Source organism: Pseudomonas vranovensis DSM 16006, from assembly GCF_000425805.1.
Taxonomy (GTDB): Bacteria; Pseudomonadota; Gammaproteobacteria; order Pseudomonadales; family Pseudomonadaceae; genus Aquipseudomonas; species Aquipseudomonas vranovensis.
Map to the genome: position 1 here is coordinate 17855 of NZ_AUED01000004.1, position 22968 is coordinate 40822.

The window sequence follows — 22968 nt, forward strand, 5'->3', positions numbered from 1 at the left end:
CCCCGTTGATGAAAAAGTTTTTCAGCCTGATCGCCACCCTGCTCGTGCTGGCCGCTGCCGTGGTGATTGGCCGCCAGCTGTGGCTGCACTACATGAACACACCCTGGACGCGGGACGGGCGAGTGCGCGCCGACATCATCAACGTCGCCGCCGACGTGCCAGGCTATGTGGTGGATGTGCCGGTGCGCGACAACCAACTGGTGAAGAAGGGCGACGTGCTGATGCTGATCGACCCCGAGCACTACCAAGTGGCCGTCAGGCAGGCCCAGGCGCTGGTGGCCTCGCGCAAGGCCACCTGGGAAATGCGCAAGGTCAATGCCCACCGCCGTGCCGACATGGACAACCTGGTGATTTCCCGCGAGAACCGCGACGACGCCAGCAACATCGCCAACTCGGCCCTGGCTGATTATCAACAGGCTCAGGCACAGCTGGCGGCTGCCGAGCTGGACCTCAAGCGCACGAAGATTCTGGCCACGGTCGATGGCTACGTGACCAACCTCAACGTACACCGTGGCGACTACGCGCGTACTGGCGAGCCGAAGATGGCGGTGATCGATAAGGAGTCGTTCTGGGTGTATGGCTTCTTTGAAGAAACCAAGCTGCCGCGGGTCAAGGTGGGCGATGAGGCCGAACTGCAGATGATGAGCGGCGAGGTGCTCAAGGGGCATGTGGAGAGTATTTCGCGTGGCATCTACGACCGCGACAACCCGCAGAGCCGCGAGCTGATCGCGGACGTGAACCCCACGTTCAACTGGGTGCGCCTGGCCCAGCGAGTGCCGGTGCGGATTCACATCGACGAGGTGCCGGAAGGGTTCCTGCTGGCGGCGGGTACCACCTGCACGGTGGTGGTCAAGCCGAGTCAGGGTTGACCTTGTTGCGACCGCTGCACGGTCGATCGCAGCCTGTCGGCAGGGGCTACGGCGGTGTCGCCAATGCGGTGTTGTCAGGTGTTGCGCGAGTCCACCAGCACCGGGCATTGGACTTGGTCGATCACCTTGTTGCTGATCGACGGGTCCAGCAATCGACCCAGTCGATTCAGGTGGCGGTGCCCCATGATGATCAGCGCGCAATCAATTGCCCTGGCCTGGGAAGCGATCGCCACTACCGGCTCATCCGGCACCAGCACCCCCTCACACTCGAACCCCCACGTTCGCAGTTGCTCCAGTGCCTGCTGCATTGCCTGGTTGGCATGGCGCTGTTCATCGGTGGCTGCGGGATATTCCTGTACCTCGTACGCAGTCACCCGTTCCAGGGCAAAGGCACTGTCGACCGCCAGCACCACCTGCACCAGATGCCTGTCTGGCAGGCAATACTGCCGGGCAAGCGCCAGCAACCCGCGCGAGGCGCTGGAACCATCGATGGCGATCAACACGGGACTGAGCATGCAGGGTCTCCACAGGGCTGGGGCTAGCCGATCATTGTTGGCCAATCCCAGGCCCGGATAAATGGCTTGGAACGCACTGTGTAGTTGTGTCTGGCGCAACGCGTCGGGCGCCGCCGAGCTGTTAACATTGCGTGTTAATCACCCTCGCTGATGGATGCCTGGCACATGCAGATCCCGGATATGAACCTGTTGGTCGCCCTTGATGCGCTGCTCGACGAAGGCAGTGTGGTGGGCGCTGCGCGGCGGATGAACCTGAGCCCTGCGGCCATGAGCCGGACCCTGGGGCGCATTCGTGAAGCCATCGGCGATCCGATCCTGGTCCGCGCCGGTCGCGGCCTGGTGCCTACGCCACGGGCGCTGGCGCTGCACGAGCAGGTGCGGGCGCTGGTGGAGCAGGCCGGGCTGGTGTTCCGCAGCCGCGAGGAAGTCGACCTGGCCTCCCTGGACCGGGCCTTCAACATACGCACCAACGACCTGTTCATCGCCCTGTATGGCGCCCAACTGCTCAGCGCCATGCATGAGCAGGCACCCCGCACTGTGCTGCGCTTCGTGCCGGAAAGCGGCGGTGACGACGATGCGGTGCTGCGTGACGGGCGCACCGACCTCATCGTCAGCTCCACCATCGACCTGGGCCCGGAGATCAAGGTGCAGAGCCTGTTCCAGACCGTCTACGTGGGGCTGGCACGGCAGGATCACCCGATCTTCGAGGCCGAGATCACCCCCGAGCGCTTTGCCGCCTACCCGCAGATCAGCGTGTCCCGTCGAGGCCGGGCCAATGGGCCGATCGATGCCGAGTTGTCCAACTACAAGGTGCAGCGTCGCGTGGCGTTGATTACCCCGAGTTTTCATTCGGCGATGTTTTCCCTGCCCGACTCCGACCTGCTGTTGCCCATGCCGGCCAATATCCTCAACAGCGTGACCAAGCTCGGCCTGCCACTGCGTTCGTTCCGCATTCCCTTGCCGCTTGAGCGGGTGACGGTGATGCAGGCCTGGCACCCGCGTTTTGACAACGACCCCGCGCACCGCTGGCTGCGGCAAACCCTCAAGGCCTGTTGCAGCGAGAACCCTTGAAGCGCGGATTGCGTTTACTGCACTAGTAAACTGCCAATATGTCAGTTTTCGTCAACATTCCCACTTCATAGACTTCTGCCGGTAGTTGTTCCCCCCGGAGATGTCTTACATGAGTTCGCTGACTGCGCTGCCCGCAGCTGTCGCACCTGCACCGGTAGCCACCCCCGCAGCACCCGCGGCCTTTGGCCTGCGTATTGTGGTCGGGCTGCTCGGTGTGTTGCTGGCGGTGCTCTGCGCCGGCCTCAACGAAATGGTTACCAAGGCCTCGCTGGCCGACATTCGTGGCGCCATGTTCATCGGTGCCGACGAAGGTGCCTGGCTGATTGCCGTGTATTCGGCGGCCTCTGTATCGGCCATGGCCTTTTCGCCGTGGATGGCCGCGACTTTTTCCCTGCGCCGCTTCACCCTCTGCGCAATCGGCGCCTTTGCGCTGCTCGGACTGCTGCAGCCCTATGCACCAGACCTCTCCAGCCTGATGCTGCTGCGAACCCTGCAAGGCCTGGCTTCTGGGGCGTTGCCACCGATGCTGATGAGTGTCGCGCTGCGCTTTCTGCCACCGGGGATCAAGGTCTACGGCCTGGCCGGCTATGCCCTGACCGCCACCTTCGGGCCTAACCTGGGCACCCCGTTGGCGGGGTTGTGGACCGAGTACGTGGGATGGCAATGGGCGTTCTGGCAGATCATTGCACCGTCCCTGGTGGCCATGGCCTGTGTGGCCTGGGGACTGCCCCAGGACCCGCTGCGCCTGGAGCGTTTCAAGCAGTTCGACTGGCGCGGCCTGTTGCTCGGCTTGCCGGCCATCTGTTCGCTGGTGATCGGCCTGACCCTGGGTGATCGCATGGGCTGGTTCGACTCGCCCTTGATCTGCTGGTTGCTTGGCGGTGGCCTGGTGCTGCTGGTGCTGTTCATGGTCAATGAATGGTCCGAACCGTTGCCGTTCTTCAAGTTGCAGATGCTCAAGACCCGCAACCTGACCCACGCCCTGGTGACCCTCTGTGGCGTGCTGATCGTGCTCACCGCGGTGATCATCATTCCGTCGAGCTTCCTCGCCCAGGTCCAGGGCTATCGGCCAGCCCAGACCGGTCCGCTGATGCTGCTGGTGGCCGGTCCGCAACTGCTGGCACTGCCGCTGGTGGCGGCGCTCTGCAATATTCGCGCAGTGGATTGCCGCTGGGTTCTGGCGCTGGGCCTTGGCCTGCTGGCGCTGTCGTGCTGGGCCGGTACCCAGCTCACCAGTGTGTGGATTCGCGACAACTTCTACTGGTTGCAAGCCCTGCACATTCTCGCCCAGCCCATGGCTGTGCTGCCGCTGCTGATGCTCGCCACCGGCGGCATGACGCCCCAGGACGGCCCCTTTGCTTCGGCCTGGTTCAACACTGTCAAGGGCCTGGCGGCGGTGGTCGCGGGCGGCTTGATCGAAGCCTTGACCACAGTGCGCCGCCACTTTCATTCCAACAACCTGGTGGACAGCCTCGGCAATTCACCTCTGACCGACGAGGGGGCGGCAGGGCTTGCCCGGCGCATCCACGACCAGGCGCTGGTGCTGACCAGTGCCGACCTCTACCTGTGCATGGCGCTGCTGGCGCTGGCGCTGATCCTGCTGATTCCGTTTGTGCCTACCCGGATCTACCCGCCGCGTGCCGTGGCCTGACGAACTTGTGAAGTGAGAAAAACAACATGACGTTGAACAACACGCGAAAAACCGCCCTGATCGCCGCCGTGCTGGTGGTCGCTGTGGGCGCAGGCGTATTGCTGCTGTCGGGCAATGCCCGTGAGCAATCGACCAACGATGCCTACGTGTCGGCCGACTACACCGTGGTGGCGCCCAAGGTCGCGGGGTTTATCAAGGAGGTGCTGGTGGCGGACAACCAGCAGGTCAAGGCCGGGCAGTTGCTGGCGCTGATCGATGATCGTGACTTCCAGGCCGCATTGGCCGCTGCCGAGGCCAATGCGTTGATGTCGCGGGCGCAGAAGCAGAACGCCAAGGCGACGCTGGAGCGCCAGGCCTCGCTGATCGCCCAGGCCCAGGCGGTGGTGGCTGCCGATGCCGCGGAGCTGGCCTTCGCCAACCATGAACTGACTCGCCACAGCCGTCTGGCCGAGCAGGGCGCAGGTACGGTGCAGAATGCCCAGCAGGCCCGCAGCCGGGTGGGCCAGGCCCGGGCCCGGTTGGCCAACTCAAGCGCCGCGCTGGCGGCGGCGCGCAAGCAGATCGACATTCTCAACGCTCAGCTCGACGGTGCCGAAGGCAGCCTCCAACAAGCCCAGGCCAGCCTTGACCGGGCGCGCCTGGACCTGTCGTATACACGCATTGTCGCGCCCATCGACGGCATGGTCGGCGAGCGTGCGCTGCGCGTCGGTGCCTATGTCAAACCGGGGGCCCGGCTGCTGTCGGTGGTACCGCTGGCGCAGGCCTATGTGGTGGCCAACTTCCAGGAAACCCAACTGACCCACGTGCAACCCGGCCAGCCGGTGAACATCAGCGTCGATACCTTCTCCGGTGAGCGCCTGCACGGTCACGTTCAAAGCCTTGCACCGGCCACCGGGGTGACCTTTGCCGCCATCAAGCCGGACAACGCCACCGGCAACTTCACCAAGGTGGTACAGCGCATTCCGGTGAAGATCGTCTTCGATGCCAACCAGCCGCTGCTTGCACGCCTGCGGGTAGGCATGTCGGTGGTGGCGACCATCGACACCGAAGCCAAGGTGATCGCCGCCAACGAGGTCAGCGCCCGATGAAACAGGCCTTCACGTTATTGCCGTTGCTACTCGGCATGCTTCTGGGTGGCTGCACCCTGGGGCCTGATTTCAGCGTACCCGACACCAAGGCTCCGGCCTCCTGGGCACCATTGCAACAGACGGCGGCGCCAAGCCAGCCCGAAGAGGGGGCAATGCAGCAACGCTGGTGGGAAAGTTTCGATGACCCGGTATTGAGCGAGCTGATCGAGCAAGCCAGCCAGCGCAACCTCGACCTGCAGATGGCCAGTGCCCGCCTGCTGCAAAGCCGTGCGGCGCGCCAGAGCATCGCTGCCGAGCAAACCCCGGCGGTGGACCTGGGCGCCGGCTACAGCCGTGCGCGCAACAGCGCCGAAGGGCTCAACGATCCGTCCGGCATGGGTGGCAAGTCGGCGTTCAGCCTCTGGCAAGGCGATCTCACTGCCAGTTGGGAGCTGGACCTGTGGGGGCGGGTGCGCCGCCAGGTGGAGGCGGCCGATGCGGTGGTCCAGGTAGCCGAAAATGATCGGCGCGGCGTGTTGTTGTCGCTGCTCGCCGACACCGCGGGCAATTACATTCAGTTGCGCGCGGTGCAGCACACGCTGGCAGTGACCCGCGACAACCTTGAGGTGGCCCGGCACAGCTTGCGACTTTCGCAGATGCGCCTGAACGATGGTGTGGCCACGGCGCTGGATGTGGCCCAGGCCTCGGCCCAGGTGGCATCGATCGAAGCACGCCTGCCACTGCTCGAAGATCGCCAGGCCCAGTTGATCAATGCCTTGAGTTTGTTGCTGGCCGAGCCGCCGCGCAGTTTGCAGGCGCGTTTGCTACCCTCGGCGCCGATGCCCGCGCCGCAACAGCGCTTCGCCATTGGCGTGCCGTCTGAGCTGGCCCAGCGCCGTCCCGATATCCGCCAGGCCGAGGCACAGTTGCACGCGGCCACCGCCAGCATCGGCGTGGCCAAGGCGGACTTCTACCCGAGCATTCGTCTGTCGGGCAACGTGGGTTTGCAGTCGCTGCAACTGGCTGATTTTGGCAGTTGGGATGCGCGCCGCTTTGCCATTGGCCCACAGTTGAGCTTGCCGATTTTCGAAGGAGGGCGATTGACCGGGGTGCTCAAATTGCGCGAGGCCCAGCAGCAGGAAGCGGCAGTGCATTACCAGCAAGTGGTGTTGCGTGCCTGGCATGAAGTTGACGATGTGTTGCGCTTGTACAACGCCAGCCAGCTGCGACGCGACCTGCTCGCCGAGGCAGTGCGCCAGAACCGAATTGCCCTGGAGACCGCGCAGCGCCAATACGTTGAAGGGGCGGTGGACTTTCTCAATGTGCTCAGCGTGCAGGGCGCATTGTTGGCCAGTGAAGAGCAGTGGGTCGAGAGCTCGGCGGCGGTGTCCCAGGCCTTGGTCGGTTTGTACAAATCCCTCGGCGGTGGCTGGCAGGCGTTCGACCTGCCAGTGGCGGCGGTTACAGCGGGCGGCTGAGGCCGAAGCGCTTTTTCAGTACCGTGTCCAGCACAGTGCGCGGCAGCCAGCGGGCCATCAGCGGCAGCGCACGGCTGCCGTTGCCCAGCCGCACCAGGGGCGGCGTGGGTTGTTTGTTCACAGCCGCCAGCAGGTCCTGGGCGAATGCCGTGGCTGGGGTGGGGTGGTCCTGGGAGGCACGGGCGCGGGCATGGATTTGTTCGCGCAGCGGCCACCACGGCGAGTCGGCGGCCAGTACTTGCTCGGCCTGGGTTTGCGCGTTGTCGGCAAACTGCGTGGCAATGGCCCCCGGTTGCACTTCCATGACCCGGATACCGAAGGGCGCCAGCTCCAGGCGCAGGGCATCGCTCAAGGCATGCACCGCCGCCTTCGAGGCGCAGTAGGCACCGGCGAACGGGGTGACCAGCACGCCTGAAACACTGCCGATGTTCACCACCAGACCCTTGTTGCGGCGCAGCGCAGGGAACAGTGCGCGGGTCACGCCGACCAGGGCGAACACGTTGGTTTCAAACTGGCGCTGCATCGCCTCCACGCCGCCATCGAGCAGCGGCCCCATGGCGCCATAGCCTGCATTGTTGATCAGAATGTCGAGCCCGTGGTGCTCGGCCTCGATTTCTTCGCTCAGGCGTTGCAGGGCCTGGGGATCATTGACGTCCAGTTGGCGCCCCTTGAAGCCGGCCGCTTCCAGCCGTGCGACGTCTTCGGCTTTGCGGGCCGTGGCCCAGACCTGGTGGCCGGCGCTCTTGAAGCTGTCGGCCAGGGCGCGGCCGATGCCGCTGGAACAACCGGTGATGAGGACGAGGGGCATGAGGCGAACCTGATGATCGGCGAAGGTGCGTCGATCATACGGTAACCCGAGGAAAAAAATCCTAGTTGGCGAAGCTGCCCTGCAGTTGCTCGGCGCGAAACTCCAGCGATTGCGGCCGGTAGCCCGAGCGCAGTGGCGGCAGCGGCAGACAGTCGCTCCAGTCGGCGCCGGGTTGCAGTTCACCCGGGCCCCGGTAGCGGGGGGTGCTGTAGGTGTTCTCGTTGAGGTTGACGCTGTCGCCCGGGGTGTAGGCGGCGATGCGCCAGCGCACGGTCAGCATCGGCACGTCGTTGCCGTTTTTCATGCTCACGCGCAAGGGGCGGTCGGCGGGGCAGCTGTCGGGGGCGTAGGCCACGCGCAGGTCCAGGCGTGCCAGTTGGTAGGCTTCGCGGTTGTCCTGCCAGATGACCCAGAGTGCAACCAGGCCCAGGCCGAAAACGGCCGAGAGCGAGATGGGCAGGGCTTTGGCCGGGTAGCGCAACAGCAGTACCAGCCAGGTGAGAACGAGCAGGGCGCCGATGATCATGGGCGAGGCCTTGGGTCAGGAAGAACCTCTATCCTAACTGCAAACGGTCGCGGGGCAAGTCGAGACGTTGCCCCGCGATGGCCTGGGTTACTGCGCGATGGTCTTGATCGAGATCCCGCGTTCCAGCGGCGTCGAGCGGCCGTAGATGTCTTCGAAGCGCTCGATGTCGTCTTCACCCAGGTAGCTGCCCGACTGCACCTCGATGATCTCCAGCGGGATCTTGCCCGGGTTGCGCAGGCGGTGTACCGAGGCGATCGGGATGTAGGTGGACTGGTTCTCGGTGAGCAGGAACACGTTCTCGTCGCAGGTCACTTCGGCGGTGCCCGACACCACGATCCAGTGTTCGGCGCGGTGGTGGTGCATCTGCAGCGACAGGCATGCACCGGGCTTGACGGTGATGTGCTTGACCTGGAAGCGCCCGCCCATGTCTACCGAGTCGTAGGACCCCCACGGCCGGTAAACCTCGCAGTGGTTCTGGGTTTCGCTGCGGCCCTGTTCGTTGAGGGTGTTGACCAGTTGCTTGACGCCCTGGACCTTGTCTTTGTGGGCAATCATCATCGCGTCCTTGGTCTCGACCACCACGATGTTCTCAAGGCCGATCACCGACACCAGCTTGCCGTTGCCGTGGATCATGCAATTGTGGCTGTCTTGCACCACCACATCGCCCTTGGTGACGTTGCCGTTGGTGTCTTTCTCGTGAACTTCCCACAGTGACGACCAGCAACCCACGTCGCTCCAGCCGGCGCTCAGCGGCACCACGCAAGCGCGCTGGGTCTTTTCCATCACTGCGTAGTCGATGGAGTTGTCCGGGCAGCAGGCGAACGTGGCGTCGTCGATGCTCAGGTTGTCGCCGTCTTCCTGGCTGCGCTCCAGGGTCAGCAGGCAGGTGTCGTAGATGTCCGGGTCGTGCTTTTTCAGCTCTTCGAGGAAGCGGCTGGCGCGGAACAGGAACATGCCGCTGTTCCAGAAGTAGCCACCGGCCTGGACGAACTCGTTGGCACGTTTTTCATCCGGCTTCTCGACGAACTGCGCCACCCGGCTGACGCCTTCGGGCAGCAGCGCGTCCTGGCTCGACTTGATGTAGCCGTAGCCGGTCTCGGGCTTGGTCGCCGGGACACCGAACAACACCATCTCGCCACGCTCGGCCGCTACGGTGGCCAGGGCCAGGGCACGCTGCAGGGCTTTCTGGTCGTCGATCACGTGGTCGGCGGGCAGTACCAGCATCAACTCGTCACGGCCTTCGTTGATCAGCTTCATCGCCGCCAGGGCCACGGCCGGGGCTGTGTTGCGGCCGAAGGGTTCGAGCAGGATCGCCTGGGTTTCGAGTTTCAGGCTGTCCAGTTGCTCGTTGACGATGAATTTGTGGTCCTTGTTGCAGACCACGATCGGGGTGTCCATGCCCTCGAACACCAGGCGCGAGAGGGTCTGTTGGAACAGGGTGTGTTCGCCGGTCAGGGCCAGGAACTGTTTAGGGAATTGCTTGCGCGACAGGGGCCACAGACGCGAACCGCTACCGCCGGACAGGATGACTGGAATCATGGGTGTTCTCCGAAGTATGAAAGGGGCAGTTGATTAACGGGTCGATACCGGGCGCTTGACCCAGACCGGCGACAGGCTGCTGCCGGTTCCGGTGACGTAGAGCACCGCTGCTTCGCCGCGCTCCAGAGCCACAGGCTTCAGATCGCTGACTTTTTTGTCGCCTTCATACAGGGCCAGGCTGACCTTGACCGGGTTGATCTCGCGCTCGCCACGGGCCTTGGCGGCCACCGGCTTGACCACTTCGGTCTTGCCGTCGGCGGTTTTCAGGGTCAGGGCTTGGTCGCTGAGGTTCTGGACTCGCACCAGGGATTTCTGCTTGTTCTTGAACGGTGGTTCTTCAACCAGTTGCGGCTTGCCCGAGGCGTTGTTGACCAAGGTGTAGTAGTGCTCGGAGGCAAGTTTGACCGGCAGGCTCTGGCTGCCGACCTTGGCGCTGTAGTCGCCCTGGGGCATGAAGCTGAAGTCGCTGCTGGCCTGGGCCGCCACGGCGTTGATCTGGGTGTTGCCAACGCTGGCGTCCACGGTCTGATTGCTGGCGTTGTAGATCCGTACGAAGGTCGAGCCTTTCGGCGCGCTGGGGCCATAGAGGGCGGCGTCGGCGCCGGCATAGGCCTGCAGGGAGAGCAGACTCAGACCTGCGGCCAGGGCGCAGGCTTTGGCGATGCGTTGCTTGGTAGTGTGCAAGGTCATGGGTGTTTCCTCTTCAGTTTTGCGTCCGGGTGGACGACAGAGCCAGGTCTTGGTTGGCAGTTCGGGTTGTTTTCAGCTGGGCGATCCACTGCGGGTCGAAATCACTCAGGTCGCTTTTCATTGGCAGATAACGTTCCGGGAACTCCCAGATCAGCACTTGCGGGGCGCTGGTCTTGAAGGCGTCGCTTTGCAGGTACTTGAGCATCGGCAGCAACGGGCCATGGCCGTCTTCGGCGTAATTGACCACGTCGCTGCGCAGCGCCTGCTGCAGCGCCCCGAGGAAGTTCCAGTGAGGGTTGGCGCTGTAGCTGGTGCCCACCAGCGCTACCGGGATTTCACTGTCGGCGAACAGCGCGTCGCCACTGTCGGCGGCGTTGTCGGCCGGGCGGGTGCTGCGCTGTTGTAGGGTGTCCGGGGCCGGCAGCAGGTTGCTGAACAGCGGGTCCAGCGGCAGGAAGTTGGTCAGGTCGCCCTTGTACTGTTCGGCCGGGCGCTGCTCGGTAACGAACAATTGCGGCTCGCCATTGAGCAGGCTCTGGCGGCTGACCGCTTCGGCCAGGTGCTGGGCCACCACTTCGGCGCCCATGGGCGTCCAGTGGGTGTCGGTGCGCAGGAACACCTGGCCACGGGCCTTGGCGCTTTGCAGCGGCGCCAGCAGGTCGGGGGCGAACACGCCGGCCTGGCGGGCTTGGGCGTGGAACTCGTTGTACAGGTCGTTGTGCAGCGAGGCCGGGGTCTGTTCCCCCAGGTATTCGCTGTACAGGCGTGCCTTGGCCGGCACGATCGCCAGTACCAGTTGCACGCCGCGTTGGTGCAGGGTGTCGCGCACCCCACGGATCAGCGCCAGGTTCTCCTGTTCGAACTGGTCGCTGCCGGCTACCGGCTTGAACTCTTCGTCACTGAACAGCCATTGCTCGCGGCCCAGCACTACACCGGGGCGGCCTTCGTTGAACAGCTTGAAGTCCAGCGCCGCCCAGAGGTTGGTGCCAATGCGCTTGAGCGGGAACTGCTCGTCGTAGTGGGTCTCGGCGGCCTTGGCCAGCTTGCCGTCGAGCACGCTCATGTGCGCGGTGCGCTGGAAGCTGCCCAGGCCGCCCAGCGACCAGATGCCCAGGCCCAGCAGCAGGGCGAGGAACAGCAGCGAATAGAGTTTGCGTAATGATCGAGTCATGGTCGGCTCCCTCAGAACTGGAAGTAGAGGAACGGCGAGTAGCTTTGCGCCGAGAGCTTGAGGATCGAGGCAACGAACAGCAGCAACACCAGGGCACGGGTCAGGTACAAGCCCCAGTCCAGGCTGATGCTGCCGTCGGCATGCACGGCCACCGGGTGAGCCTTGGCCGAGGGCTTGGCGTTGCGGTAGAAGTCGCGCAGGCCGAAGAAGGCCAGGGTGGCGTAGGCCACAACCAGGGTTGCCACTTGCAGGCTGGTGAGGTTGGCGCGGTTGAGTTCCGACAGTTGCCAGTCACCGAAGCTGAACATGGCACCGTACATGCGAGCGGCCACGTGCAGGTTCTCGGCGCGGAAGATCACCCAGCCGATCACCACCAGCAGGAAGGTGAAAGCCCACTTGACCGGGTTGAAGCGCTGCGGATTGGTGTCCAGGCCCAGGGCCCGCTCGATGGCCAGCCACATGCCGTGCCAGGCACCCCAGATGATGTAGGTGAAGTTGGCGCCATGCCACAGGCCACCCAGCAGCATGGTCAGGAACAGGTTGCGGTAGGTGGCGAAGGTGCCGCCGCGGTTGCCGCCCAGGGTGATGTACAGGTAGTCGCGCAGCCAGGTCGACAGGCTGATGTGCCAGCGCCGCCAGAACTCGGTGATCGACTGGCTGATGTAGGGTTGCTTGAAGTTCTCCATGAAGCGGAAACCCATCATCAGGCCCAGGCCGATGGCCATGTCGCTGTAGCCGGAGAAGTCGAAGTACAACTGCGCGGTGTAGGCCAGGGCGCCGAGCCAGGCGTCGCCCGTGGTCGGGTTCTGCAGGGCGAAGCAGTGGTCGGCGACCACCGCCAGGGTGTCGGCGATGAACACCTTCTTGATGAAGCCTTGCATGAACCGCGTGCAGCCCTCGGAGAACTTGTCGAGGGTGTGGGTGCGGTGGTTGAACTGGTCGGCCAGGTCGCGAAAGCGCAGCACCGGGCCGGCGATCAGGTGCGGGAAGATCGCCACGAACGCGGCAAAGTCGATCAGGTTACGGGTGGCCGGGGTGTCGCCGCGGTACACGTCGATGATGTAGCTGATGGACTCGAAGATGTAGAACGAGATACCGATCGGCAGCAGCACGTGGGTGAGGATGAACGGCTCGAGCCCGTAGCTGGTCATGATCGCGTTGATGCTGTCGACCCCGAAGTTGGCGTACTTGAAGTAGCCCAGGATGCACAGGTCGACGACGACCCCGAGCAGCAGCCAGCGCTGGGCCGGCTTGGTGCGCACACCGGCGGCACCGACTTTCAGGCCGATCCAGTAGTTCCACAGGGTGACCGCGGCGAACAGGGCGAGAAAATCCACCCGCCACCAGGCATAGAAGATGTAGCTGGCCAGCAGCAACAGCGCGTTGCGGTAGCGTTGCCCGCTCAGGTAGTACAAGCCGAGAAAGATCGGCAGGAACAGGAACAGGAACACATTGGACGAAAACACCATCCCGATCTCTCCTTGTCGTTATCCACAATCGGGGCAGCAGCCCCCCAAACCCCCCGCGAAAAATCGCCGGAGAACCAAACTGACCAACCCTGTGGGAGCGGCGGTGCGACATCGCACCGCCGCTCCTACAGGCCTACTTTTTCTGCTCGGCCTGCGGGTCGTAGACCCGAGTCAGGTCGCCGCCCAGGCGGAAGCTCTTGAACGGTTGCATGTCGTGCTTTTTTTCCAGCTCATCGGCGCTGCAGCGATAAAGGCTGCACCAGGGTTCGAGCCAGGCGTATTTGCTGTCGATCTTCAGGTCGTGCATGTCCTGCTTCTCGCCGTTCTTGTTCTTGAACGGGCTCGGGTCCTCGACCCCGGACAGCACCCGGTCACCCAGGCGCTTGAGTGCGCCGTTGTTTTCCGGGCGTACATCCACGCCGTTGGCCTGGGCAAAGCTGGCGATCATCGCCAGCGGCGGCAGGGCGTAGTTGTGGTAGGCCAGGGCGCGCTGCTTGCGCTTGAGCTCGTTGGGCAGGAAACCCTGGGCATCGACCTGGTTGGCCGCCACGCGGTACTCCTTGATCGACCAGTCGAACAGGTCACGGCGGTCGGTGGCCACGGCGGAGGCCATGACCGACCAGGCGGCCCAGTAGGAGTGGTTGTTGATCTTCTCCAGCGGCAGGTCGCTCCAGTCCTTGACCACCTGGTCGGCCAGGCGCGCGAACCATTTCTCGATCAGTTCGGCTTCTTGCTGGTGTGCGGCCAGGGGCTTGGAGTTGGAGAACTTCAGGTGCAGCCAGGATGAACTCAGACTGCCCAGTGCCCATTTGCGCATGGACTTGCCGGTGTGGTTGTAGTCGGTGGACATCAGCGCATCGGCGCGAGCCCAGGTGCCGAGCCACTCCAGGGTGCAATCGAGCTGCCGCGGGCGGCCGTCGCGCATGTACTGCATCACTTGCTTGCTGACGCCGCGCTCCAGGGTGGTGATGCTTGCAGTGGAGTCGCGGAAGGCTTTTTCCGAGGCCTTGTTCAGGGTGGCGCGGGCTTTGTCCGAGCCTTCGTACTTGCTGCGAAATTGCAGCTTGTCGGTGTAGGGCTTGGGCACGGCTTCGCACGTGTAGTCGCTGGGGCCGGTCTTGAGTTTCTCGATCCCGGCGTAGTAACCCTGAGGCGGGACCAGGCCAGCGGCCTGCACGGCCGGGCCGAACAGGGCCAGGGCCAGGGCGAGCACCTTGACCTTACTGTGGGAGCGGGCGTGCCCCGCGATAAGGCCGGTAGAGTCATCGCGGGGCACGTCGAGACGTCGCACCGCCGCACCTACAGGGAAGGAGTTGTTCATAAGCACCTCACATGCCGGCGGTGCGCTGGGCACCAGTGGCGAAGTTGTTGCGTTTGCAGAGCGTGGCCTCGACCTTCTGGGTGCCGCTTTCCGGGCCCTGGACTTCCACGGCGAGCAGGGTCTGGCTAGCCCAGTCTTCGTCCTCGCGCAGCTGGAAGGCGAAGCGGCCGTCGGTGTCGGAGGTCTCGGGCTTTTCGATCTTCACGTCCTCATGACGGCCGTTGAGGTACCAGAGGGTGGCCTGCAAGACCTTGACCGAGGTGTCCTCGAACTTGATGTCCAGCTGGTGGCGGCCATTGACCAGGTCCTTGATCACGCCACCTTTGCCGTTGACCATCAGTTCGTTCTTGCCCGGCTTGAGCGTGGCGCTGGCGTGCATCTGGGCCGGCCGGCCCTCGCAGCCGTTGTCGAGCAGGGCGAGCATCTGCCGCCAGATGGTTTCCTGGTCCAGGCGGTAGAGCGGGGAGAATTCCCAGATGAGGATCTTGGGCGGGTTGTTCTTGAAGTCGTCGCTGCCCAGGTACTGGATCATCGAGCCCTCCAGGCCACCGCCAGGGAAGGCGACGTTGAGCACGTCGGCACCGATGTACTGCTCAAGGAAGCCCGAGAAGTTGTAGTTCTTGCCGCTGTGGCTGGTACCCACCAGGGTGATCTGCGGGTTGCCGCTGTCGCCGAACAGGTCGTCGCTGCCGCTTTCGCCTTTTGGCTCGGTGCTGAACTGATCCATGTACTGCACCGCATAGCTGGTGCCGCACAGCTGCCCGGCGACGTTGTGCAGAGTGCCGGTCTTGCCCATGCGGCCGGACTTGTGGCTTTCGAATTCGCGCCGGGGAATGCCCTCGAAAGCCGGCATTTTGTGCACGGTGTCGGCGACGATCTTCGCCGCGCGCTCGGCACCGTATGGCGTCCAGTGCTGGTCGCCACGGAAGTAGAAATCCTTGCCCTGGTCGGCGGCCGCCAGTTGCTCGTTGGTCAGTGGCGACAGGTCGGGCACGTTGTAGCCCATCTTGCTGAAGCGGGCGAGCATGGCCTGGTAGTTGCCCAGGGCCTTCTCGTAGTTGAACGCGGCTTTTTCGGCCGGCTTCAACATGTTGCGGTTCACCAGGCCACGGGTCGGCTGGTAGACCACCACCAGTTCGACGCCGCGCGCCTTGAAGGCATCGTGCAGCTGTTGCAAACGCTTGTAGCCAGCCGGGGTGGTGTTGAATTCGGTGCGCAGGTCTTCGCGGGTGCGGAACAGCCAGTCGCCCTGGGCCTGTACGAGGGTGGTGAAGTTCTGCTGGTAGCGAGTGGTGTAGCGGCTGGCGTCGTGGGCTTCGGGGCACAACTGGCAGCACGGCTCGGCGGTGAAGCTCGGGGCTTGCACGGTATCGGCATTGGCACCGTTGCTGATGGCCAGCAGGGCGGCGCTTACGCCCAGGAGTTTGATCAGGTGTGGGGTCATGTCGGGCATCCTCATTCGGCCATTTCGGTCTGGCGTTCGACCGGGTCGATCAATACGGCTTTCTGCTGGCGCACCATCAGGTCGAGAATCTCGTCCTGACGCTCACCCAGCACACCGGAAAAACTGATGCCGCTGGCCTTGCTCGGGGCCAGCATCGACACCCGGTACAGCTCCACGCTCAGCGGCGAGTCGATCGACAGCGGGCCGCTGCCGTTGGCCGCCAGCTCGCCGCCGACCACGATCAGCGAGACCTTGGTGTCGAACGGGTCGAGGGCGATGTCGCGGTCGGTGTCGGAGAGGTCCTTGATGTGCCCGTACACACCCACCAGGCCGTTGGCCATGGCGACGTTTTCGTACAGGCGGATGTTCACGCTGTTGCGCACACGGATGCCGTGGCGGCGGTTGCTGATCAGCTTGTTGCCCCAGATCAGGTTGTCGCCGCTCTCGTACAAGGTGATGCCGTCGGTGTGGTTGCGGTAGATCTCGTTGTAGGCAATCAGGTTGTTGACGCTGTTACGGTCGATTACCACGCCCGAGAGCTTGTTGTCGTAGCTCTTGTTATTGATGATCCAGCTGTCGTTGACCTCACGGGAGACGATGATCCCGTGCTTTTTCTTGGTCCCGTAGACGGTGTTGCCGGCGATGATCAGCCGGTGCGAACGGTCGTGAGGGTCGATGCCGTAGACGATGTTGTCGCGGTAGGTACTGTCCTTGACCACGAAGTCGCTGGTCTCGTAGCAGTAGAAGCCGTACCACATGTCGCTGAACTCGGAGCCGATGATCCAGCCGGTGGGTTCGGGGCGGTTCATCTGCTTGGCCATGTTCGGCGTGTACTGGGAAATACTCACGCCATACGACTTACTCTTGGCGTAGCCGAAGCTGGCCATCTTGGTATTGACGATATAGGTCTCGGTGCCGCCCCACGACAACAGGAACGGGCGGAACTCCTTGGGCGAGCGGAAGGTGGCCGGGCCGTTGTCCTTCTCGCGCCAGCCGGTGACCTGGGTGTCGGTAACGAACAGCTTGCCATCGTTGACGATGAACGAGCCGCCCTCCTGGGACAGGCGCAGTTCCTTGACCTTGCCGTCGATCTCCAGCACACCTTTTTCGCCGACCACGATCGGCAGGCGTGCCAGGTAGACACCGGGCGATGTTTCACTCAGGTACTGCTTGGGCACACGCTTGGCGAGCTCGGTGAAGTTCACATGGCCGTCATCGATGAAGATCGCCTGGGGTATACCGCGCTGGCGGGCCACCCACTCGGCCATCTTGTTGTCGCCGCCGATGAATTCCTTGAGCGCGGTTTCCTGCAGCATGCGCCGCACTGAAACCTTGCCCTTGTGCGCACGCTGGATCTTTTTCTGCACGGCCTCGGCGGTGTAACCGGTCAGGTCCGGCAGGGTCGGCGCCGGAATCTGCAGCGGCTCGATCGGTGCGCTGCTGACGGTGTAGGTCTTGGCCTGCTGCAGTTCCTTGGCCACCGGCACCGGCGCCTGGCTGTTGGCCAGGGCGATGCTGCTGGCCAGCAACAGGGAACTGGCCAGCAAGCGGTGCAGGGTGTTGGATTGAAGGCTCATATCAGTGCACTCCAGGCATCAGAAGCGCCAGATCACGTCGACAAAGGCGCGGTGCATGTAGGAGTCCGCTTCCTTGCCATAGGCGTCACCCGGCTTGAACACGCCGCCACGAAAACGCACCAGCGCCGACGGCTCGTCGATCGACTGGCTGAGGGCGGCGGGGAGCAGGCCCTGCTTGAAGTACTTGGTGACCACCAGGTCGACTTCCTGGCCCAGGTCTTTTTCGCCCTGGATCAACGGACGGTTGATGCCGTTGTCCTCGACCACGGCGTTGATGCCGCTGCTGCCGATGTTCTGGTCGCCGTCCACACGCCAGAACTTGTGGTAGATCAGGCTGGCGTCGTAGTCGTCGCGCAGCTGCCAGGAAGTGAACAGGGTGGCCGCCTGCAGGTTGCCCAGTTCGCCACGGAAGGCCTCGCCGAAGCGGTGTACGCGCGAGCGGGTACCGGTGTAGTTGGAGCGATTGCTCTCCAGGCCGGTTTGCTCGTAGTTGCTCGAACCGTCGCTGCCACCACCGCCACTGCCGCGGGCGTAGGCGGCGCCGACCTGCCAGTTGGGGTCGAGGCGCAGGCGAATACCGAGGTCAGTGGCCCAGGCGTTGACGTCGCCGCTCTGCTTGCCGCTGGCAACCTGCTCGCCGTTGACGGTGGTGGTGTTGAGGCTGTCGCGGTCACCGGTCAGCCAGGTCATGCTGCCCCAGTAATTGACGCGGTTCTGGTTGCGCCAGTTGTAGGCATCGCTGTTGGCCTCAAGGCCCAGCCAGGTGAGGTCGCCGGTGCGGGTCTTGTCCAGTTCGTCGACGGTCTCGCCGGGGTTCTTCAGGTTGCCGTCGTCATGGGTGTGGTGGGCGCGCAGGCCGACCCAGTGACCGGGCGTCCACTGGGTGGCGATGTCGCCGTAGACGTGCAGGCGGTCCTTGTCTTCGGGGGCCAGTTCGGTGAGGTCGGTGCGGTACTCGCTGAAGCGCTCGGCCACGCCCAGGTTGGCGCGCAGCAGGGTGGTGTCGAAGGTCCAGTTCAGTGCTTCGATGTTGGTGTCGCGCCACATGCCGTCTTCGTTGCGCAGGCGCTGGCGACCAAAGCGCAGTTGTTCGCCGGGGTAGGCGGTCAGGCCGCTGTAGCCGACCCAGAATTCGCGCATGGCCAGGTAACTCTTGTCGGCTTCGCGGCCATCGGCGCGGTTGGATTCGGTTTCGGCTTCATCGCCGGACTGGCGCAGGGTGTCGGTCTCGATGATGTCGGTGGCCGCTACCGCCTGGCCCATGGCGAAGGCGCTCCAGTTACCGCGCTCGCCGTATACCCAGGGGCGCAGGTCCAGGCCCACACCGTTGACGTCACCGCCGGAGCGGGTGCCCAGGTCGCGGTCGTCTTCGGACTGGCCGGTGATTTTCACGTCCAGGCCAAAGTTCTTTTCAGCGGTCATGGCCGCCAGGGTCGGGCACGACCAGAGCAGGGCGAAGCCCAGGCCTACGCCAGCTTTCATCCACGGGTTGAGTGTCATAGGGAGTCCTCGCCTTGTTCGGTTTCACGCACGGCCTGCAGGGCCAGGGCGCCAACGCCCTGGCCGATGGCGCCACGGGCCTGGCGCTCTTGCTGCAACAGGCGCTCGGCCTGTGCCTTCTGCGGTGGGGTGAGTTGCTGGTCGAGCTGGGCGGCCAGCGCCTGTGATTGTTCGCTCGGGTTGGCTTGCGCCAGCTGGCTGAAGACCCAGGCATTGACCAGGTCCTGACGGATGCCGTGGCCTTCGCTGAACAGTTGGGCCAGGGCATAGTCGGCGCTGAGCTGGCCGCCACGGGCGGCCGTGAGCAAGTGGTCGACGGCTTTTTGCGGGGCGACCTGACCCAGGTAGCCACGGCGGTACAGTTGGCCCAGGTAGTAATGGGCGCTGACTTCACCGGCGTCGGCGGCGCTTTGCAGGTGGGTCTCGGCCTTTTGTGCATCGGCCGGTACGGTCTTGCCTTCGTAGTAGAGGCGGCCCAGCAGCAGTTCGGCACGCGGTTGCTCGGCGGCGCGGCCCTTGTCGATGTATTCCATCAGCTTGTCGGTGTCGCCCAGCTCCGGGAAGTCGTAGATCAACTGCGCCAGGCTGACCCAGGAGGCCGGGTTTACGGGGGCCACTTGTTCAAGCAAGGCCTGGGCGGTTTTCTCGTCGGTCTGGCCCAGGGTGCGATCGGCCAGTACCCGGGCAACGCTGTCGACCCGGGTGGCTGGGATAACGCCGCGCTGGTAGGCGCCTTTTACTTGTTCGATCAGCGCTGCCTGCTGATCGGCCTGGCCGCGCTTCTGGTAGACGGTGGCCAGTTCCACGTAGCAGATGTCGGTGGTGGTCAGGGCTACCTTGCAGATCCGCTCCACGTCCGCCAGGTGCTGGTCGTAGGTGTTCTGGGTGCGGTACAGCAGCACCTGGGCCAGGCCCGCTTCCGGGTAGCCGGCGGCGCGCCATTGGTCGATCTGCTGCTGGGCATTGGTACTCGGGAAGCTCTGCGGGTATTGCAGGTAGAGCATCGCCAGCGGGATCAAGGTATTGCCCTCGCCATTGGCAAAGGCTTTCTTGAGCAGGGTCTCGGCCTCCTGGCGCTCGGCTTCAGTGGCGTCTGGCTTGGCGGCGAGCAGCCGGCCCAGGCGTGCCTGGGCACGGGGCGAAATGTCGGCGGCGGCGCGGTAGGTGGCTTCGGCTTCCTTGAGCTTGGCGGGATCTCGGGTTTCTACCTGGATATCGGCCAGGCCCACCTGGGCTTCGCTGTAGCCGAGGTCGGCCAGCTGACGATAGTTCTGCTCGGCCAGGGCGGTGTCGCCACGCTTGAGTGCTTCGTTGGCCAGGCGTTGGTCGGGCAGGCCAGCGCAACCGGCCAGGGTTACGGCCAGGGCCAGGCCACACATTTTAAGCGTATCGCTGGCAAGCCAGGGTTTGGTGGGGGGGCAGAGTGCTTTGTGGGACCGGGCATGTCCCGCGATAACACTATCGGCCTCTTCGCGGGGCAAGTCGAGACGTCGCACCGCCGCACCTACAGGGGTAGGGCTGAGATTCATGGCCATGCCTCCCTTAGAGCCCACGGGCAACGGCTTTGTCGATCAGCCAGTCCAGCGACGGGCCACGGTTGCTGTCGACCGCGACCGGGCGGCCAGCCAGTTCGCTGGGCAGGGCTTCGTCGGGCTTGATCTGCACGCGGATGTCCGACGACAGATCTTCGCTGTTCAGGCTGGTGCTGCTGACGATCTGACCGCTGCGGCGCTCGTCGTCGCCGGCCACGGTGAAGTGCACGCGGGCACCGGGCTTGACGTCGTCGAACTGGCGGTAGGTGAAGCGTGCGTCGACCATCGCGGTGGTGGTGCGCGGGATCAGTTGGAAGATCACCTGGCCTTTGCTGGCGTACTGGCCATCGTCCACCAGTTGGCGGGCGACCACGCAATCACAGGGGCTGGTCAGGGTACCGCTCAGTTGCTTGCCGAACAGTTCTTCGACCTTGGCCGGCTCAAGCTGCTGGTCGTCCAGGTGACCCTTGAGCATGTCCAGCATGCTGGTGCTGAACGAGGCCAGTGGCGCGCCCTTGACCGCCATGCCGCCGCTTTCGACCAGGCTTTGCACGGTGCCGTCGCGGGGCATGGTGACGTTGGTGGTCGGCACGCTGACCACACCGGCCTGGGCGTGGCTGACGAAGTACAGGCCGTATACCGATTTTGCGATGAAGCCGAAGGCGGCCACACCGACCACGAATACGCCGAGGCTGAAGGTCACGGCACGCAGGCGGCCGAAGGCGCTCATGCCGCCGTTGGCGTCTTTCTGCTTGCGCGCCTTGGTGAAGTTGTCGCGCTGCAGGGTGCTGAGCACGTCACCCATGGTGATCAGCTCACCCGACAGGTGCGAGGTGATCAGGTGGCGCAGGGTGGCGATGTCGCGTGGCTCAAGGTTCTGGAACTGCACGCCGGTGCGACCGCTGGTGGGGTCGAAGGAGCGCACCTGGAACTCGATATCCATGGCCAGGCCCAGTTTGTCGACCGTGAACTGCAGGCGGCCACGCATTACGTCACCGACTTTGAGCGGGTGCTTGGCGTGGAAACTCAGGCCCCCGGCAGACAGGTCGTCGACCTTCACTTCCAGGGTTTCCCGGCTGGCCCCCAGGTAACGCAACTTGGCCGGGATGCGCACCCGGGCGTGCTGGCGCTGGGCTTCGGACTCATGCACGACATTGACGTTCACGGCGGTATTCATGGCGATTTGTTCCTGTTTAATCCAATCGGGTTCCGGCTCACACGACCATGAACAGCACAGCAATGAAGATGCTGGCCGCCGAGAAGGTCATGGTCCGGGAAGACCAGGTGTTGAACCATTGTTGAAAGCTGGCGAGGTCGCGTTTGAGGGCAGTGGGCTGGCGGGTCCAGGACTGCTTGTCGAGGCGGAAGAACACGTAGATCTTCATGATCGCGCCGACGATCTGGTTGTAATAAAGAATCAGCGGGTAAGCCGGGCCGATGGTGTGGCCCGAGCACAGCAGCATGATCGTCAGGATCAGACGGGTGATGCCGATCCACAGCAGGTACACCAGCAGGAACGCGGGGCCGAACTTGAGGCTGGCGATCACCGCGACCGTCAGGCCCAGCAGGCTGGTCCACATCGACACGCGCTGGTCGAACAGCACCACGCTGGTGAACAGGCCCAGGCGACGGATCCCCAGGCCCAGGGCCCGTGAGTTCTGGCGCAGGTTGTTGCCGTACCAGCGGTACATCAGCTTGCGGCTGGCCTTGATGAAACTCTTCTCGGGCGGGTGCTCGACGGTGTTGATCGCCGCATCCGGCACGTAGAAGGTGTCGTAGCCCAGGCGCATGAGACTGAACCAGCTCGACTTGTCGTCACCGGTCAGGAACTTGAAGCGGCCCAGGCGCCAGTGCTGCAGCGAGTCGTTCTCGACGTCGGCGATGAACTCGGGGTTGGTGACCACGGCAGCGCGGAACACCGACATCCGACCGGTCATGGTCAGCACGCGCTTGGACAGGGCCATGGAGCACATGTTGATGTGGCGCTGGGCGAAGCGCAGCTTGTGCCACTCGCTCATGATGTAGCCGCCACGCACTTCGCAGAATTCGTTGGTGGTCAGGCCGCCGACATTGCCGAACAGCTTGAACCAGGGCACGGTCTTGCGTACCACGCCTTCACCGAGCACGGTGTCGCCGTCGATGACTGCCACCACGGCGTTTTCGTCTGGCAGGTGACGCGAGATGGCGCGAAAGCCATAGGCCAGGCCGTCACGCTTGCCGGTCCCGGCGATGCGCACGAAATCCAGGGTGACGCGGTCTGGCGGATTGAATTTTTCCCAGAGGCTTTTCACCAGCAGCTCATCGGACATTTCCACCAGCGAGCAGACCATGGTGGTCGGGTAGCCGCAGTCGATGGCTTCGCGGATGACCGAGCTGTAGACCTGGGCGGTGGTCAGCGCGTCGATGCGAAAGCTGGTGACCATCAGGTAGACATGCGATGGATCGGCGGCGCTGCCCAGCTTGCGCACCTTGCGGCGCAGCATCGGGTAGACCACGTAGAGGAACAGCATGCCGCGCACAAAGTGCGTGGCACCCATGGAATAGCGCCAGATACCAACGGCACCGATAAGGAAGATGAAGTCCTTCGATTCGGGGTCGAAAATGGAGTTGGGCAAGGCCAGGGCGATCAACATGAGCAGGCTCACGTAGAACAACCAACCGGCGACCTGTAGCAGGCCGTGCTTGAGCCTTAGCATGTTCTGCATCCGTATCCAGTGGGGAAATAGGGGGTGCGCAGGGC

General features: G+C 63.9%; 19 protein-coding genes. 5 read left to right on the forward strand and 14 right to left on the reverse strand.

Translation table 11 applies throughout. The features are described from left to right. Positions 1-8: 8 nt before the first annotated feature. Positions 9-869 (forward strand): efflux RND transporter periplasmic adaptor subunit, encoded by an 861-nt coding sequence (locus H621_RS0109780; RefSeq protein WP_028943217.1) that lies wholly within the window; start codon positions 9-11, stop codon positions 867-869. Between the two features lie 74 nt (positions 870-943). On the opposite strand, the gene H621_RS0109785 is transcribed toward H621_RS0109780, so the two are convergent. Then, positions 944-1384, reverse strand: coding sequence for a universal stress protein (locus H621_RS0109785; RefSeq protein WP_028943218.1), 441 nt, complete (start codon positions 1382-1384; stop codon positions 944-946). 165 nt (positions 1385-1549) lie between these two features. Between H621_RS0109785 and H621_RS0109790 the strand changes: the two genes are divergently transcribed. The 4 genes from H621_RS0109790 (at position 1550) to H621_RS0109805 (ending at position 6651) form a co-directional block, all read left to right on the forward strand. Further along, positions 1550-2455, forward strand: coding sequence for a LysR family transcriptional regulator (locus H621_RS0109790; protein ID WP_028943219.1), 906 nt, complete (start codon positions 1550-1552; stop codon positions 2453-2455). Positions 2456-2564: 109 nt separating this feature from the next. Continuing rightward, a complete protein-coding gene (locus H621_RS0109795) occupies positions 2565-4106 on the forward strand; it encodes an MFS transporter (protein ID WP_028943220.1) in 1542 nt (513 codons plus the stop codon). A 32-nt stretch (positions 4107-4138) separates the two neighbouring features. After that, entirely contained in the window at positions 4139-5194 is a 1056-nt protein-coding gene (locus H621_RS0109800) for an HlyD family secretion protein (protein ID WP_028943221.1), read from the forward strand. After that, the gene (locus tag H621_RS0109805; RefSeq protein WP_028943222.1) at positions 5191-6651 is read left to right on the forward strand and encodes an efflux transporter outer membrane subunit; all 1461 of its coding nucleotides are present in this window, start codon (positions 5191-5193) and stop codon (positions 6649-6651) included. Before H621_RS0109800 ends, H621_RS0109805 begins: the two co-directional genes overlap by 4 nt. On the opposite strand, the gene H621_RS0109810 is transcribed toward H621_RS0109805, so the two are convergent. From H621_RS0109810 to alg8, 13 genes are all read right to left on the reverse strand, one after another. Further along, positions 6635-7459, reverse strand: coding sequence for an SDR family oxidoreductase (locus H621_RS0109810; RefSeq protein WP_028943223.1), 825 nt, complete (start codon positions 7457-7459; stop codon positions 6635-6637). The genes H621_RS0109805 and H621_RS0109810 overlap by 17 nt on opposite strands. Before the next feature lie 61 nt (positions 7460-7520). Then, positions 7521-7985 (reverse strand): hypothetical protein, encoded by a 465-nt coding sequence (locus tag H621_RS0109815; RefSeq protein ID WP_028943224.1) that lies wholly within the window; start codon positions 7983-7985, stop codon positions 7521-7523. An 87-nt stretch (positions 7986-8072) separates the two neighbouring features. Then, positions 8073-9524 carry a mannose-1-phosphate guanylyltransferase/mannose-6-phosphate isomerase gene (locus tag H621_RS0109820; protein WP_028943225.1) on the reverse strand — a complete coding sequence of 484 codons (1452 nt, stop codon included), beginning with the start codon at positions 9522-9524 and terminating at the stop codon, positions 8073-8075. Positions 9525-9557: 33 nt separating this feature from the next. Beyond that, on the reverse strand, positions 9558-10214 hold the full coding sequence (locus tag H621_RS0109825) for an alginate O-acetyltransferase AlgF (RefSeq protein ID WP_028943226.1): 657 nt from the start codon (positions 10212-10214) through the stop codon (positions 9558-9560). A 13-nt stretch (positions 10215-10227) separates the two neighbouring features. Next, positions 10228-11385 carry an alginate O-acetyltransferase gene (locus tag H621_RS0109830; protein ID WP_028943227.1) on the reverse strand — a complete coding sequence of 386 codons (1158 nt, stop codon included), beginning with the start codon at positions 11383-11385 and terminating at the stop codon, positions 10228-10230. A gap of 11 nt (positions 11386-11396) precedes the next feature. After that, positions 11397-12854, reverse strand: coding sequence for an MBOAT family O-acyltransferase (locus H621_RS0109835; protein WP_028943228.1), 1458 nt, complete (start codon positions 12852-12854; stop codon positions 11397-11399). 133 nt (positions 12855-12987) lie between these two features. After that, on the reverse strand, positions 12988-14175 hold the full coding sequence (locus H621_RS0109840; protein ID WP_245219044.1) for a mannuronate-specific alginate lyase: 1188 nt from the start codon (positions 14173-14175) through the stop codon (positions 12988-12990). A gap of 7 nt (positions 14176-14182) precedes the next feature. Further along, entirely contained in the window at positions 14183-15619 is a 1437-nt protein-coding gene (locus H621_RS0109845) for an alginate O-acetyltransferase (RefSeq protein ID WP_028943230.1), read from the reverse strand. An 11-nt stretch (positions 15620-15630) separates the two neighbouring features. Continuing rightward, positions 15631-17196, reverse strand: a complete 1566-nt coding sequence (algG, locus tag H621_RS0109850) for a mannuronan 5-epimerase AlgG (protein ID WP_028943231.1) — start codon at positions 17194-17196, stop codon at positions 15631-15633. 18 nt (positions 17197-17214) lie between these two features. Next, positions 17215-18696: an alginate export family protein gene (locus H621_RS0109855; protein ID WP_028943232.1), complete on the reverse strand. Its 1482-nt coding sequence runs from the start codon at positions 18694-18696 to the stop codon at positions 17215-17217. Beyond that, on the reverse strand, positions 18693-20075 hold the full coding sequence (gene algK, locus H621_RS0109860) for an alginate biosynthesis TPR repeat lipoprotein AlgK (protein WP_028943233.1): 1383 nt from the start codon (positions 20073-20075) through the stop codon (positions 18693-18695). The genes H621_RS0109855 and algK overlap by 4 nt, the downstream gene beginning before the upstream one ends. A gap of 163 nt (positions 20076-20238) precedes the next feature. Further along, positions 20239-21405: an alginate biosynthesis protein Alg44 gene (locus H621_RS0109865; RefSeq protein WP_028943234.1), complete on the reverse strand. Its 1167-nt coding sequence runs from the start codon at positions 21403-21405 to the stop codon at positions 20239-20241. Between the two features lie 37 nt (positions 21406-21442). Beyond that, positions 21443-22924 (reverse strand): mannuronan synthase, encoded by a 1482-nt coding sequence (gene alg8, locus H621_RS0109870; protein WP_036989709.1) that lies wholly within the window; start codon positions 22922-22924, stop codon positions 21443-21445. Between the last annotated feature and the right edge of the window lie 44 nt (positions 22925-22968).